Genomic DNA, 14,924 nt, shown 5'->3' on the forward strand with positions numbered 1-14,924 from the left:
GCGGCGGTGGTCGGCTACCCGCACCCGGTCAAGGGTCAGGGCATCTATTGCTACGTGACGCTGATGAACGATGTGGAGCCGTCCGACGCGCTGGTCAAGGAGCTGCGCAGCTGGGTGCGCACCGAGATCGGCCCCATCGCCTCGCCAGACCTGATCCAGTGGGCGCCGGGCCTGCCCAAGACCCGCTCCGGCAAGATCATGCGCCGCATCCTGCGCAAGATCGCCGAAAACGACTTCGCCGCCCTCGGCGACATCTCAACCCTCGCCGACCCTTCCGTCGTCGAAGACCTCATCGAAAACCGCGCAAACAAGGGGTAACCGGACATGGACGGACAAACCATCACCGCCGCGCCCGTGTTGATCCTTCTCGGCCCTCCGGGGGCCGGGAAAGGCACGCAAGCGCGGATGCTCGAAGAGAAATTCGGCCTTGTGCAGCTGTCGACGGGCGATCTGCTGCGCGCCGCCGTGGCGCAGGGCACCGAGGCCGGCAAGCAGGCCAAGGCTGTCATGGATGCCGGGGGCCTTGTCAGCGATGACATCGTCATCGCCATCCTGCGCGACCGTCTGGCCGAGCCGGACTGCGCCCAGGGCGTCATCCTCGACGGCTTTCCGCGCACCACGGTGCAGGCACAGGCGCTTGACACGCTGCTGGCCGAAAACGGCCAGCGCATCGACGCCGCGATCAGCCTCGAGGTGGACGACGCCGCGATGGTGACGCGCATTTCGGGCCGCTACACCTGCGCCGCCTGCGGCGAGGGCTACCACGACGACTTCAAGCAGCCCAGCCAGCCCGGAACCTGCGACAAATGCGGCGGCACCCAGATGAAGCGCCGCGCCGATGACAAGGCCGAAACCGTGGCATCCCGTCTGGAGGCCTATCACGCCCAGACCGCCCCGCTGATCGGCTATTTCGATGACAAGGGCGCCCTGACGCGGATCGACGCGATGGGCGACATCGGGGACATCGCCGCCGACATGGGCGCGATCGTAAAGACGGCAACGGCCCGCTAGGGGCCCACGCCACCCCCGCCTTCGGAGGGAGGGCGGGATCATTCAAGGAGAGGAGGGACCCGTCCATGGCGGATCACACAAGGGGCGGCGGCAATGCCGCCGAAAAATCGGGCGAGGCCTATTGGAAGGCCAACCTGCGCATCATCATCATCAGCCTGATCATCTGGGCGCTGTGCAGCTTTGGCTTCGGCATCCTGCTGCGCCCGATGCTGTCGGGCATCATGGTCGGCGGTTCGGACCTTGGCTTCTGGTTCGCGCAGCAGGGCAGCATCCTGGTGTTTCTGGCGCTGATCTTTTTCTACGCCTTCCGAATGAACAAGCTCGATAAAGAATTCGGCGTGGACGAGGAGTAACGCGTATGGATCAGTTTACCATCAACCTGCTGTTCGTGGGCGCGTCTTTCGCGATCTACATCGGCATCGCGATCTGGGCTCGCGCCGGATCGACATCGGAATTCTACGCGGCGGGCCGGGGCGTGCACCCGGTGACCAACGGCATGGCGACGGCGGCGGACTGGATGTCCGCGGCTTCGTTCCTGTCGATGGCCGGCCTCATCGCCTTTACCGGCTATGACAACTCGGCCTTCCTGATGGGCTGGACGGGCGGCTACGTGCTGCTGGCGCTGCTGCTGGCACCCTACCTGCGCAAGTTCGGCAAGTTCACCGTGTCGGAATTCATCGGCGACCGTTTCTATTCGCCGACCGCGCGTCTTGTCGCGGTGCTGTGCCTGATCATCGCATCGATCACCTATGTGATCGGCCAGATGACCGGCGTGGGCGTGGCCTTTGGCCGCTTTCTCGAGGTCGACACCACCACCGGCCTGCTGATCGGCGCGGTCATCGTGTTTGCCTATGCGGTGTTCGGCGGCATGAAGGGCGTGACCTACACGCAGGTGGCCCAGTATGTCGTGCTGATCCTGGCCTATACCATCCCGGCGATCTTCATCTCGCTGCAACTGACCGGTAACCCGATCCCGGCGCTTGGCCTGTTCGGATCGACCTCGGATGGTGTTCCGCTGCTGCAGACGCTGGACCAGATCGTCACCGAGCTTGGCTTCAACCAGTACACCGCCCATAACGGCGATACGCTGAACATGGTGCTGTTCACCCTGTCGCTGATGATCGGCACCGCCGGTCTGCCGCACGTGATCATGCGCTTCTTCACCGTGCCCAAGGTGTCCGATGCCCGCTGGTCGGCAGGCTGGGCGCTGGTGTTCATCGCGCTGCTCTACCTCACCGCCCCGGCGGTTGGCGCCATGGCCCGCCTGAACATCACCCAGCAGTTCTGGCCCGAAGGCACCGCCGCGGCGGCTGTCAGCCTTGAGACCATCGAAACCGACCCCTCCTATGACTGGATGGCGACCTGGGAACAGACCGGCATGCTGGGTTGGGAAGACCTGAACGGCGACGGGCTGATCCAATACTACAACGCGGCCTCGCCCGCGATGCAGGAACGGGCTGCCGCAGAGGGCTGGACCGGCAACGAGCTGACCAACTTCAACAACGACATCCTGGTTCTGGCGAACCCGGAAATTGCCAACCTGCCGTCCTGGGTGATCGGCCTTGTGGCTGCGGGCGGTCTTGCCGCCGCGCTGTCGACAGCCGCCGGTCTGCTTCTGGCAATCTCCTCCGCCGTCAGTCACGATCTGATGAAGGGTCAGCTGACTCCGGATATCAGCGAAAAGAACGAACTGTTGGCGGCGCGGGTTGCCATGGGTGTGTCGATTGCCGTGGCGACATGGCTTGGCCTCAACCCTCCGGGCTTTGCGGCGCAGACCGTGGCGCTGGCCTTCGGCCTTGCGGCCTCGTCGATCTTCCCAGTGCTGATGATGGGCATCTTCACCAACGTGAACAACAAGGGCGCCGTTGCCGGCATGATCTCGGGTCTCGTGGTCACGCTGGTCTACATCTTCCTGCACAAGGGCTGGATGTTCATCCCGGACACCAACTCGTTCACCGATGCCGACCCGCTGTTCATGGGCATCAAGTCGACCTCGTTCGGGGCTGTGGGCGCGGTGATCAACTTTGCGGTGGCCTTCACCGTGTCGTCGATGACCAAGCCGATCCCGCAAGAGATCAAGGATCTGGTGGAATCGGTGCGCGTTCCGCGCGGCGCCGCCGCCGCACAGGACCACTAAGACCGCATCGGGCGGGGTGTCACGGCACCCTGCCCCCTGTCCAACGGTCCCGCCCCGTGCCATGCAAGGGGCGGGATTTTTCTTGAAGCGCCAGAGGTAAGCCGATGCCCATCGCCCCCGAAGAGCTGCACCGCTTCCTGACCGGCGTGCACCCCTATGACACGCTCGACGAAGGCGACATCGACGGGCTGGTGCCGCAATTCGTGCAGCGCCGCCTGCCCGCCGGGACCGATATCTATCACGTCGGCGAGCCGCTCGACGGGCTTTACCTGATCCATTCCGGGCAGGTCGAGATCCGCGACGACAACGATGTCACCGTTTCGCTACTGGGCCCGCGCAACAGCTTTGGCGAACGTGGGCTGGCCCGCGATGGGCTGGCCGCCACCTCGGCGCGCACCGTCGATGACACGCTGCTGTTCCTGCTGCCCGTTTATGCCTTCCGCGCGCTGATCGCCGAGAGCCCCGCCGCAAGGCGGTTCTTTGACCGCTCGCGCGCGCCGAGGCCGCAAAAGAACGACCTTGCCCATTCCCGCGTCGAAACCTTGATGGCGGCGGACCCGCTGACCCTTGCGCCCAGCGCAACCGTCCGGCAGGCCGCCGCGCTGATGGCCGAGCGCCACGCCAGTTCGGTCTGCATCACCGAAGGCGCGGTGCTGAAGGGCATCCTTACCATCCGCGACGTGTCGGGCAAGGTTGTCGGTGGCGGGCTGGCGTTCGACACGCCGGTAACGCAGATCATGAGCGCCGATCCGGTGACGCTGCCGCCCTCGGCCATCGGCTCGGACGTGCTGCACATGATGATGGAACGCAACATCGGCCATGTGCCGGTGGCCGAGGCTGGCAAGCTGGTCGGCATCGTCACCCAAACCGACCTGACCCGTTTTCAGGCGGTGTCGAGCGCCGGGCTGGTGTCGGAAATCGCCCGCGCCACCAGCGCCGAACAGATGGCCGAAGTCACCGCCCGCATCCCGCAGCTGCTGCTGCAACTGGTCGCGGCGGGCAACCGGCACGAGGTGGTGACGCGGCTGATCACCGACATCACCGACACCGTCACCCGCCGCCTGCTGGCGCTTGGCGAGGCGAAGTTTGGCCCTGCCCCGGTGCCCTACCTGTGGCTGGCCTGCGGCAGTCAGGGGCGGCAGGAACAGACCGGCGTCAGCGATCAGGACAATTGCCTGTTCATCGACAATGCCGCCAGCGACGACGACATGGCCTATTTCGCGCAGCTGGCGCAATTCGTCTGCGCCGGGCTGGACCGGGCGGGCTATTTCCTGTGCCCCGGCGACATGATGGCCACCAATCCGCAATGGTGCGTCCGCGTCGGGACATGGCGGCAATATTTCACCCGCTGGATCACCAAGCCGGATCCGATGGCGCAGATGCTGGCCTCGGTGATGTTCGACCTGCGGCCCATCGGCGGCACCAAGTCGCTCTACGAAGACCTGCAGGCCGAAACCCTCGAGGCGGCCTCGAAGAATTCCATCTTCGTGTCGCACATGATCGCCAATTCGCTGAAACACACGCCACCGCTGGGGCTGCTGCGCGGCTTTGCCACGATCCGCTCGGGCGAGCACAAGAACACGCTTGATCTCAAGCACAATGGCGTGGTGCCGGTGGTCGATCTGGCGCGGGTCTACGCGCTTCAGGGCCGCCTGCGCGAGGTCAACACCCGCGCCCGGCTGGATGCCGCCGTCGCGGCGGGCAAGCTGTCGGGCTCTGGCGGGCAGGATCTGCTGGACGCCTACGACCTGATCGCCGAAACCCGGCTGGAGCATCAGGCCGAACAGGTGCGCCGGGGCGGCACGCCGGACAATTACCTTGCCCCCTCGTCGCTGTCGGATTTCGAACGCAGCCATCTGAGGGACGCCTTCGTGGTCATCAAGTCGCTGCAATCGGCGCTTGGACACGGGCGCGGAATGCTGGGATAACGGGCAAGAGAGGGAGGAATTCATGTTCTGGGAACTGATAGCGGTCTTTGTGGCGGGCTTTGCCGGCGCGGGGATCATGCTGGTGATGGTCAAGGGCTCGCGCGGGCGGCTGCCGCGCTGGCTGGTGCCGGTGGCGGCGGGGGCGGCGATGCTTGCCGCGAGCATCGCCAATGAATACGGCTGGTACGGGCGCACCGAAACCAACCTGCCCGAGGGCTTTGACGTGGTCGCCTCTCATGAATCCCGCGCCCTTTGGCGCCCGTGGACCTACGCCTTCCCGATGGTCGACCGCTTCATCGCGGTGGATCTGGCGAACCCGGTGGAAAACACCCAGACCGAGGGGCTGTTCATGGTGCGCGCCGCCTTCTATGGCCGCTGGAGACCGACCTCCGAAGCGCAGATGCTGGTGGATTGCGCGCAGGGGCGCACCGCGATCCCGTCGGGCGATGCGGGCGCGCCGATGTGGCGCAGCGATCCGCAGGACCCGGTGCTGCAAGCGGTCTGCGCGCAGCAGAGCACATCATGACACAGCTTGGCCTGCGTCTGCGGATCCTGCTGTTCTTTGTGCTGATCGGGCTGGGCGGCACCGGGGCGGTGCTGGGCGCGCTCTGGGTCGGCCATGCCCGCGCGGTTGCGACCACGCTCACCGACGGCTTCGTGATGGCCGCGATCCTGTCGGCGCTGGCGCTGCTGGCACTCAGCGCCGGTGTCTGGCTGCTGTTCGACGAAAACCTCGCCAAGCCGATCGAAAAGCTCGCCTCTGAAATGCGGGTGCGGGCCCATGCTGGCACCGACGCCGAGCTCGACACCCATTCGGCGCGCTATCTTGGCGATCTGGCCGATGCGGCGGCGGCGATTTCAGGCAAGATCAGCGGCGGCGCCATGGAAACCGCGCAACAAGTGGCGCTGGCAACCGAGCGGCTGGCGCTCGACAGCGCGCGTCTGACCGCCCTGCTCACCGAGATTCCGGTGGCGATGATCCTTGTGAACCCGCGTGGACAGATCGTGCTCTATGACGGGCAAGCGGCCGAAGTGCTGTCGCAGTTGCACGTGCCCCGGCTGAACGCCCCGTTGAGCGAGTATTTCGAAGCCACCGGCCTTGGCCGCGCGGTACACGAGATGCACCGCACCGGCCGCGAGGTCCGCTTTGCCGCGCTTGGCGTCGATGGCGCGCAAAGCTACGATGCGCTGCTGCGGCCAATGCAGGGCGGCGGCTACATGATGGTGATCGAGGGCGCGGAGGCCCGCATGTCGCCGGATGCCGAACGCCCGCTGGTCTATGATTTCGATCTGCTGACCCATGAAGTGCCCGCCTGCATCGAAACCAGCCCGCTGAAACGGCTGACCTATACGGTGTTCGACACTGAAACCACCGGACTGCTGCCCCACAAGGACGAGGTCGTGCAGATCGGCGCGGTTCGGGTGCTCAACGGGCGCATCGTGCCCGGCGAGATCATCGACCAGCTGGTCAATCCCGGCATGCCGATTCCCCCCGCCTCGACCCGCGTGCACAAGGTGTCCGACGCGATGGTGCAGGACGCGCCCGATATCGCACATGCCGGGCGGCGGTTTCACCGCTTTGCCGCCGATTCGGTGATCGTGGCGCATAACGCCCCCTTCGACATGGCCTTCCTGCGCCGCCACCGCCACCGGATGGGGGTCGAGTGGGACCATCCGATCCTCGACACGGTGCTGCTGTCGGCGGTGCTGTTCGGGGCCAGCCAGACCCATACGCTGGATTCGCTTTGCGAACGGCTCGGGATCGAGATCCCGGCGCAGCTGCGCCACACCGCGCTTGGCGATGCCCATGCCACGGCGCAGGTGCTGATCAAGATGCTGCCGATGCTCGAGGCGCGAGGGATGAAGACCTTTGGCGACGTTCTCGAAGAGACCCGCAAGCATGGCCGCCTGCTGGAAGACCTGAACTGAGAGCGTCCGGCGACGGCCCCCCGGCCCCGCAACGGGGAAAGCTCCCCTGCCTTACAGCACAGCGGCCATCGCCACGTCGAGCTTGTCGACCAATTCGCCGATCTGGTCCTCGCTAAGGATGAAGGGCGGCGCGAGCAGCACGTGATCGCCGCTTTGCCCGTCGACCGTACCGCTCATCGGATAGCAGATCAGCCCCGCCTCGAAGGCCGCCGCCTTGAGCCGCCCGGCAATGCCGCGCGCCGGGTCGAACGCTGCCTTGCTGGCGCGATCCGCCACCAGTTCCAGCCCGATGAACAGCCCGCGCCCGCGGATATCACCCACATTTGGATGTTGCCCGAAGCGATCCGTCAACGCCGCCATCAACTGCGCCCCCACCGGCGCGACCCGCGCCGCGACGCCATCATCCACCAGCCGCTCGAGCACCGCGCAGGCCCCCGCGCAGGAGGTCGGATGCCCCAGGTAGGTGTGCCCGTGCATGAACATGCCCGAGCCCTGCGCGATGGTGTCGTAGATTTCGCCGCTGCACAGCATCGCCCCGATCGGCGCATAGCCCGCCCCCAGCCCCTTGGCGATGCAGACGATATCCGGCACCACGCCCTCCTGCTCGCAGGCGAACAGCGTGCCGGTCCGGCCCATGCCGCACATCACCTCGTCCAGGATCATCAGGATCCCATAGCGATCGCAGATCTCGCGGATGGCGCGGAAATAGCCCGGAACCGGCGGCACCGCGCCCAATGTCGCCCCGACCACCGGCTCGGCGACAAAGGCCATGACGGTGTCGGGGCCAAGCGCCAGCACCTGCGCTTCGATCTCGCCGGCAAGGCGCAGCCCATAGGCTTCGGGCGTCTCGCCCGGCGCCATGCCGCGATAGGCGTAGCAGGGCGCGACATGGTGCACATCCATCAGCAGCGGCGCAAAGGGCGCGCGCCGCCATGCATTGCCCCCGGTCGCAAGCGCGCCGAGCGTGTTGCCATGATAGCTTTGACGGCGGGCGATAATCTGCGTCCGTTCCGGCGCGCCGCGTTCAAGATGAACCTGCCGCGCCAGCTTCAGCGCCGATTCCACCGCCTCGGAACCGCCAGCAACGATATAGACCTTATCCAGCCCCTCGGGCGCCAGCGCGATCAAGCGATCCGCCAGCCGCTCGGCGGGCTCGGAGGTAAAGAACCCCGTATGCGCAAAGGCCACCTTGTCGAGCTGCGCCTTCATCGCGGCGATGACATGCGCATCGCCATGCCCAAGGCAACTGACCGCCGCGCCGCCAGACCCGTCAAGATAGCGCTTGCCATCCGCATCGATCAGATACGCCCCATCACCCGCCGCAACAACCGGCGGCAAAGATCTGGCATTACGGGGGAAAACGTGATTCATGGCCGAAAACTCGCGGTGCTGTGGGCGGGGGTGTCGGAGAAGGGCAATGTTACCCCCTTTGCAACTCCGCGCACATCTGTTCACTATCACCTGATACAGTCAGAACGGATCACAGGGAGCAAGATCTGATGAAAACGACCCTTTTCGGCGCGGTCATGACCGGCGCACTCGTCACCGCTGCGGGCGTTTCCGCACAGGAACAGACCTTCATCTCTATCGGTACCGGCGGCGTGACCGGCGTGTACTATCCGACAGGCGGCGCGATCTGCCGGCTGGTGAACAAGGACCGCAAGACCCACGGCATCCGCTGCGCCGTCGAATCGACCGGCGGGTCGGTTTACAACATCAACACCATCAAGGCGGGCGAGCTGGAATTCGGCGTCGCCCAGTCCGACTGGCAGTACCACGCCTATAACGGCACCTCGCAGTTCGAAGGCGACGCGGCCTTCCCCGACATCCGCGCCGTGTTCTCGATCCACCCCGAGCCGTTCACCCTGATCGCCCGCGCCGATGCCGGTATCGAGACCTTCGAGGATCTCAAGGGCAAGCGCTTCAACGTTGGCAACGCCGGGTCGGGCCTGCGCGGCACCACCGAAGTGCTGATGGCCGAATACGGCATGACCATGGATGATTTCGCGCTGGCCACCGAATACAAGGGTTCGGAAATGTCGCAGCAGCTGTGCGACGGCAACATCGACGCGATGGTCTATGTGGTTGGCCACCCGGCAGCCGCCATCGAGGAAGCCGCCACCACCTGCGACGTCAAGCTGGTCAACGTGGTTGGCCCGGTGATCGACAAGTTGATCGAGGAAAACCCCTATTACCGCACCGCCGTGGTGCCGGGCGGCACCTACTCGGGCAACCCTGATGACGTCACCACCTTTGGTGTCGGCGCAACATTGGTGAGCTCGGCGCAGGTGCCCGAAGAGGTGGTCTACATCGTCGCCAAGTCGGTGATGGAAAATGTCGACGATTTCCGCCAGCTGCACCCGGCCTTTGCCAACCTCGATCCGGCAGAGATGGTCACCGACGGCCTGTCGGCGCCGCTGCACCCGGGCGCCGAGCGCGCCTACAAGGAACTCGGCCTGATCGAATAACGCCGTTATCACGACATGGCGGGCGGCGGCAGGGCGACTTGCCGCCGCCAGCCTGATCTTGCAAGGGCCGCATTTCGGCACGCCCCTGCCAAAGGCGGGCCTGTTGCCAGCGCCCGGCTTGGACCAAACCCAGTTTATCCGAGCAGACCGCGCCACTTGAGGCGCAGCTTTCACCCAAGAGAAGATACAGCGACATCAGGGAGACATCACGATGGCCGATCAGCCGCAGCAGACGCGCAGCGCCGACGACATGGTGGCCGAGGCCGACACCGGTGCGCGCGCGCCGACCAACTGGCAAGGCACGCTGATCCTTGGCACCTGCATCGCATGGTCGCTGTTCCAGCTCTATATCGCCTCGCGGGTGCCGGGCATGGTGGCGCAGGCCACGGGCATCAGCTTTTTCGCCAATGTCATCACACAGGCCCGGTTCATCCACCTTGCCTTTGCCATCGCGCTGGCCACCATGGCCTTTCCGCTGACCAAATCCGCCCCGCGCGACCGCATCCCGCTGTACGATTGGGCGCTGATGATGCTTGGCGTGGCGGCCTGCCTGTATCTCGTGGTGTTCCGCGATCAGATCGCCACCCGCCCCGGCCTGTGGTCCGCCTCTGACCTGACCATGTCGGCCATCGGTATGGTGGTGCTGATGATCGCGGTCTGGCGCTCTCTGGGGCTGCCGCTGGTGATCATCGCCTGTGCCTTCATCGCCTTTGCCTTCTTTGGCGGCTATTCGGAATGGGTGCGCAACATCACCAATTACGGCGGCTCGTCGCTGCACAAGGCGCTGGGGCATTACTGGATGCAGACCGAGGGCGTCTTCGGCGTGGCGCTTGGCGTGTCGACCTCGATGATCTTTCTGTTCGTGCTGTTCGGGGCGCTGCTTGACCGCGCGGGCGGTGGCAACTGGTTCATTCAGGTCGCCATCGCGCTTCTGGGCGCGCTGCGCGGCGGCCCCGCCAAGGCGGCGGTGCTGTCCTCGATGATGACCGGGATGATCTCGGGCAGTTCCATCGCCAACACCGTCACCACCGGCACCTTCACCATCCCGCTGATGAAGCGCATCGGCTTTCCCGCCGAAAAGGCCGGCGCGGTCGAGGTTGCCTCCTCGACCAACGGCCAGCTGACGCCTCCGGTCATGGGGGCCGCGGCCTTCCTGATGGTCGAATACGTCAACATCCCCTACATCGACGTGGTGAAACACGCCTTTCTTCCGGCGGTGATCTCATACATCGCGCTGCTGTATATCGTGCATCTGGAAAGCCTGAAAATGGGGCTGAAGGGGCTGGAAAAGCCGGGCCGCCGCATTGGCGTGCTGATGATCCTGATCCTGTTCCTGTCGGGGTTCATCGTGCTCGGCGCGCTGTCCTTCGCGATGGTCGGTCTGCGCAGCCTGATCGAGCCCTTTGTAGGAGATTCGGTCTATGCCGCCGTGGCACTGGTCGCGGTGATCTACGTGGCGCTGGTCAAGATCGCGGCGGATCTGCCCGAGATCGCCGAAGACACCGATCCGACCGCCCCGCCCAAGGCGCCCCGGCTGACACCGACGCTGGTTGGCGGGCTGTATTTCTCCATCCCCATCCTGATTCTCGTGTGGAACCTGATGGTGCGCACCGAGACACTGGACCGTCTGTCGCCGGCGCTGTCGGCGTTCTGGGCGGCGGTCTTCATGATGATCATCGCGCTGACCCACCGCCCGCTCAAGGCGCTGTTCCGCGGCCATGACATCAAAGCCGAAGCCCGCGCTGGCTGGGAAGATTTCATCTCCGGGCTGATTTTGGGTGCGCGCAACATGATCGGCATCGGCGTTGCGACCGGGGCGGCGGGCATCATCGTCGGCACCATCAGCCTGACCGGCGCGCATCAGGTCATCGGCACGGTGATCGAGGTGATCTCGGGCGGCAACCTGATGGTCCTGCTAATCCTCGTGGCCGTGCTATCGCTGATCCTTGGCATGGGCCTGCCGACCACGGCAAATTACATCGTGGTATCCTCGCTCATGGCGCCGGTGATCATGACCGTGGGGGCGCAGACGGGGCTCGTGGTGCCGCTGATCGCGGTGCATATGTTCGTGTTCTACTTCGGCATCCTTGCGGATGACACGCCCCCCGTCGGCCTTGCCGCCTATGCGGCGGCGGCGATCTCGCGCGGCGATCCGATCAAGACCGGCCTTCAGGGCTTTGGCTACGACATTCGCACCGCCCTGCTGCCCTTCCTGTTCATCTTCAACACCGACCTGCTGCTGATCGACGTGTCGTTGTTCCATGCGGTGGTCATCTTCTTCGTCGCCCTGCTGGCGATGCTGCTGTTTGCCGCCGCGACGCAGGGCTATTTCATCGCGAAATCGAAGCGGTGGGAAAGCGCCGTTCTACTGCTGATCGCCTTTACCCTGTTCCGGCCGGGGTTCTTCCTCGACATGGTCGAAGACCCTTACGTCACCGCCTCCGGCCCCGCCGCGATGCAGCTACTGAGCGAGGAACCCGATGGCATGCTGGTGCGCCTGAACATCGAAGGCCCCGATTTCGACACCGGCAAGATGCGCCCCGTGACGATCCAGATCCCTGCCATTTCGGGCGACGCGGTTGGCGCGCTGGACGCGCAGGGCCTCACCGTGATGGAAGACGGCGGCGCGCTGGCGCTCGAAGAGCCCTTCCCCGGCACGCCGTTCTTTGAACAGATCGGCACCGAATACGACTATTACGCCGATCAACCGGTGGTGATCTCGGCGGTGCAGGTCGAAAACGAACGTCTGCCCAAGGAGATCTTCTTCATCCCGGCGCTGCTGCTGCTGGCGGGCGTCGTGATGATCCAGCGCCCGCGCGCCACGCAGCCTGCCTTCTGAGGAAACGCCATGTACCGGACCATCCTTCTTGCGGTCGATATCAACGACCTCGCCTTCTCGGACCATCTGGCAGAGGCAGCGATCGGCCTTGCCCATGCGGATGGGGCCGAGATCCACGTGTTGAATGTCATTCCCGGTTCGGGAATGGCGATGGTCGGGGCCTATCTCGGCGCCGATCAGGAAAAGCGCATCCGCGCCGAGGCAAAGGCCAGGCTGGCAGACTGGGCCGAACGGGTGCTGCCCGAAGAGCTTTTCGCCGGGCTGCACATCGCCCAGGGCACGATCTACCACGAGATCATCGCGTTGGCCGACAAGCTGGGAGTCGCCGCGATCATAGTCGGCGCGCACCGGCCCGAGCTAAAGGATTACCTCGTCGGGCCCAACGCCGCACGCGTCGTGCGCCATGCAAAGCAAAGCGTGCTGGTGGTGCGATGACGACGAAGACGATGACGCCGGTCGATGCGCGCGAAGACGATCTTCCCGGCATTCTCGCAATCTACAACGACGCGGTGCGCAACACGCTGGCAATCTGGAACGAGGCCGAGGCCAACCTGCAAAACCGCCAAGACTGGTGGACCGGGCGCGTGGCGCAAGGCTATCCGGTGCTGGTACTGCGCGATGACAGCGGCGTGCTGGGCTATGCCAGCTTCGGCGACTGGCGCGCCTTCGAAGGCTTTCGCCACACGGTGGAACATTCGATCTATATCCGCAGCGACGCGCGCGGACGCGGTCTTGCAGGGCATTTGCTCGCGGCGCTGATCGAGCGCGCCCGCCAGATTGGCAAGCATGTCATTGTGGCGGGAGTCGAAAGCGGCAACGCCGCCTCGATCCGCCTGCATGAGCGCGCAGGCTTCCGGATCACCGGGCAGATGCCTCAGGTCGGCTGTAAATTCGGACGCTGGCTCGACCTGACCTTCCTGCAACTGACGCTGGATGAACGGCCAACCCCGGATCCCGCACCATGATTCTGACACTCGCCCTGCTGGCCATCGCAGGCAGCGCGCTGGTGCTGCAAAACGCCATCATGCTCGAAGCGCGCACGATATCGGGTTCGGTCTGGGTGGCGCTATGGCTCAATTCTGCGGTGGGGCTGGTGCTTCTGACCATCACGGCGCTTGCCGCCGATGGGCCGCAAGCCTTCGCCAGACTTGCGACAGGCCGCTGGTGGCTGCTCCTGCTGCCCGGCCTGCTTGGAACGCTGTTCGTCTACGCCAGCCTCTCGGGCTATGCCCGCGTCGGCGCGGTACTGACGATCTCGACTCTGGTCGCAGCCCAAATCGCGGCGGGCGTGGGGTTTGATGCGCTGCGCGGCCTGCCGGTCAGTGGGGGTCAGATGGCCGGGCTTGCCCTACTGCTTGCCGGGGTGGCTCTCGTCATCGCCGCAAAACCCTGAACGCAGCGCCCAGCCGCCCTGTTCGGCCTGCCTCCGGCGGGAGTTTATCTGGCAAGATGAAGGATGAGCGCCGCGCCCCGACTTCATCTTGCCGGTTAAACTCCGGGGGGAGCGCGCAGCGCGGGGGGCTGGCCCCCCTCTGCCCTCACCGCCTATGCAGCGGCGGCGTATTGTCCGATGCGCTCGACCATCGCCCGCAACCCGTTCGAGCGTTGCGCCGACAGGTGCTCGTTCAATCCCAAGCGTCCCAGCTCTGTACGGGCGTCGATGGCTGCAACCTCGGCCACCGGCAGCCCGTCGTAAAGCTTGTGCAGCACCGCAATAAGACCGCGCACGATCATCGCGTCGCTGTCGCCCTGAAAGCTGAAGAAACCGCCTTCGATCTGCGGGTGCAACCACACCTGGCTGGCGCAGCCCTCGACTTTTGTCGCCGGAACCTTCAGCGCGTCAGGCAGAGGTGTCATCGCCTTGCCCAATTCGATCACCATGCGGTAGCGGTCTTCCCAATCGTCGAGAAACTCGAAATCCTCAACCAGTGTCTCGAAACTGTCCTGCGCCATCGTCGTCTCCTTGCCGGTCGCGCCCAGACCTAGGCCCGCCAGAGAAGAAGGTCCAGCCGCCCGGCAGGCTTTTCATCGCCGAGCGAATGCGCTACGCCAGCAAGAAAGACAGGCAGGGGCGGGTTTACCCATGAAGACAACTCTTTCGGTGCTGATTGTCGCAAGCTTGGCACTGTCCGGCTGCGCCACCATGCGCGAGTCGCGGGTCAACCCGATGAACTGGTTCGGCGGCAGCGCCCCCGCACCGATGGCCAATCCGGCAGCGACCGGGGCGAACAACCCTCTGATACCCGCGGAGCGCGCCTCGGTGTTTCGCCGCGACGAGAGCGAGCCGGTCTATGGCGGTCGGCCGGTCCAGACCATCGACGAGCTGCTGGTCGAGCGCCGCCCCGGCGGGGCGATCATCCGCGTGACTGGCATCGCCGAGCGTGCCGGGCCGTTCGATGTGCGTATCGTCGAAGACACGGCTCAGACCGGCGATGGCACGCTGGCCTATACGCTCAAGGCACTGCAATCGGCCGGGCCACGCGGCACCGGTGAACACGCCCGCAAGGTCACCGCAGCGATCTGGCTGACCGATCAAGAGCTTTCGGGCGTCTCTGCGATCCGCGTTGCGGGCGCGTTGAACGCGCTGGTCACCCGGCGCTGACGCGCCGGGC

At 65.2% G+C, this 14,924-nt stretch carries 14 protein-coding genes and 1 pseudogene; 13 read left to right on the forward strand and 2 right to left on the reverse strand.

The features are described 5' to 3' along the window. The 7 genes and pseudogenes from Q4543_RS16650 to Q4543_RS16680 all read left to right on the forward strand — a co-directional run. Positions 1 to 318: pseudogene (locus tag Q4543_RS16650) on the forward strand (acetyl-coenzyme A synthetase); the annotation flags it as partial. Between the two features lie 6 nt (positions 319 to 324). Then, complete coding sequence (locus tag Q4543_RS16655) at positions 325 to 1,011, forward strand: adenylate kinase (RefSeq protein WP_303440043.1); 687 nt, start codon at positions 325 to 327, stop codon at positions 1,009 to 1,011. A 65-nt stretch (positions 1,012 to 1,076) separates the two neighbouring features. After that, on the forward strand, positions 1,077 to 1,364 hold the full coding sequence (locus tag Q4543_RS16660) for a DUF4212 domain-containing protein (protein ID WP_303440046.1): 288 nt from the start codon (positions 1,077 to 1,079) through the stop codon (positions 1,362 to 1,364). A 5-nt stretch (positions 1,365 to 1,369) separates the two neighbouring features. After that, positions 1,370 to 3,148 carry a sodium:solute symporter family protein gene (locus Q4543_RS16665; protein ID WP_303440048.1) on the forward strand — a complete coding sequence of 593 codons (1,779 nt, stop codon included), beginning with the start codon at positions 1,370 to 1,372 and terminating at the stop codon, positions 3,146 to 3,148. A gap of 104 nt (positions 3,149 to 3,252) precedes the next feature. After that, entirely contained in the window at positions 3,253 to 5,076 is a 1,824-nt protein-coding gene (locus Q4543_RS16670) for a putative nucleotidyltransferase substrate binding domain-containing protein (RefSeq protein ID WP_303440050.1), read from the forward strand. 22 nt (positions 5,077 to 5,098) lie between these two features. Beyond that, positions 5,099 to 5,602, forward strand: a complete 504-nt coding sequence (locus Q4543_RS16675) for a hypothetical protein (protein WP_303440052.1) — start codon at positions 5,099 to 5,101, stop codon at positions 5,600 to 5,602. After that, positions 5,599 to 7,005: a 3'-5' exonuclease gene (locus tag Q4543_RS16680; RefSeq protein WP_303440055.1), complete on the forward strand. Its 1,407-nt coding sequence runs from the start codon at positions 5,599 to 5,601 to the stop codon at positions 7,003 to 7,005. Before Q4543_RS16675 ends, Q4543_RS16680 begins: the two co-directional genes overlap by 4 nt. A gap of 51 nt (positions 7,006 to 7,056) precedes the next feature. Here Q4543_RS16680 and Q4543_RS16685 read toward each other — a convergent pair whose 3' ends face one another. Further along, positions 7,057 to 8,376, reverse strand: coding sequence for an aspartate aminotransferase family protein (locus Q4543_RS16685; RefSeq protein ID WP_303440057.1), 1,320 nt, complete (start codon positions 8,374 to 8,376; stop codon positions 7,057 to 7,059). Positions 8,377 to 8,504: 128 nt separating this feature from the next. Between Q4543_RS16685 and Q4543_RS16690 the strand changes: the two genes are divergently transcribed. The 5 genes from Q4543_RS16690 (at position 8,505) to Q4543_RS16710 (ending at position 13,705) form a co-directional block, all read left to right on the forward strand. Continuing rightward, on the forward strand, positions 8,505 to 9,473 hold the full coding sequence (locus Q4543_RS16690; RefSeq protein ID WP_303440060.1) for a TAXI family TRAP transporter solute-binding subunit: 969 nt from the start codon (positions 8,505 to 8,507) through the stop codon (positions 9,471 to 9,473). A gap of 211 nt (positions 9,474 to 9,684) precedes the next feature. Further along, positions 9,685 to 12,312 carry a TRAP transporter permease gene (locus Q4543_RS16695; RefSeq protein ID WP_303440063.1) on the forward strand — a complete coding sequence of 876 codons (2,628 nt, stop codon included), beginning with the start codon at positions 9,685 to 9,687 and terminating at the stop codon, positions 12,310 to 12,312. Between the two features lie 9 nt (positions 12,313 to 12,321). After that, on the forward strand, positions 12,322 to 12,747 hold the full coding sequence (locus Q4543_RS16700; protein WP_216005806.1) for a universal stress protein: 426 nt from the start codon (positions 12,322 to 12,324) through the stop codon (positions 12,745 to 12,747). After that, positions 12,744 to 13,277, forward strand: coding sequence for a GNAT family N-acetyltransferase (locus tag Q4543_RS16705; protein ID WP_303440066.1), 534 nt, complete (start codon positions 12,744 to 12,746; stop codon positions 13,275 to 13,277). Before Q4543_RS16700 ends, Q4543_RS16705 begins: the two co-directional genes overlap by 4 nt. Continuing rightward, positions 13,274 to 13,705: a DMT family transporter gene (locus Q4543_RS16710; RefSeq protein WP_303440068.1), complete on the forward strand. Its 432-nt coding sequence runs from the start codon at positions 13,274 to 13,276 to the stop codon at positions 13,703 to 13,705. Before Q4543_RS16705 ends, Q4543_RS16710 begins: the two co-directional genes overlap by 4 nt. Positions 13,706 to 13,857: 152 nt before the next feature. Here the strand turns inward: Q4543_RS16710 and Q4543_RS16715 are convergent, their stop codons facing one another. Then, a complete protein-coding gene (locus Q4543_RS16715) occupies positions 13,858 to 14,265 on the reverse strand; it encodes a SufE family protein (protein ID WP_303440071.1) in 408 nt (135 codons plus the stop codon). 130 nt (positions 14,266 to 14,395) lie between these two features. On the opposite strand from Q4543_RS16715, the gene Q4543_RS16720 reads away from it, so the two are divergent. After that, positions 14,396 to 14,914, forward strand: coding sequence for a hypothetical protein (locus Q4543_RS16720; protein WP_303440075.1), 519 nt, complete (start codon positions 14,396 to 14,398; stop codon positions 14,912 to 14,914). The last annotated feature ends 10 nt before the right edge of the window (positions 14,915 to 14,924 follow it).

Source organism: Salipiger sp. 1_MG-2023 (genome assembly GCF_030547555.1).
GTDB lineage: Bacteria > Pseudomonadota > Alphaproteobacteria > Rhodobacterales > Rhodobacteraceae > Salipiger.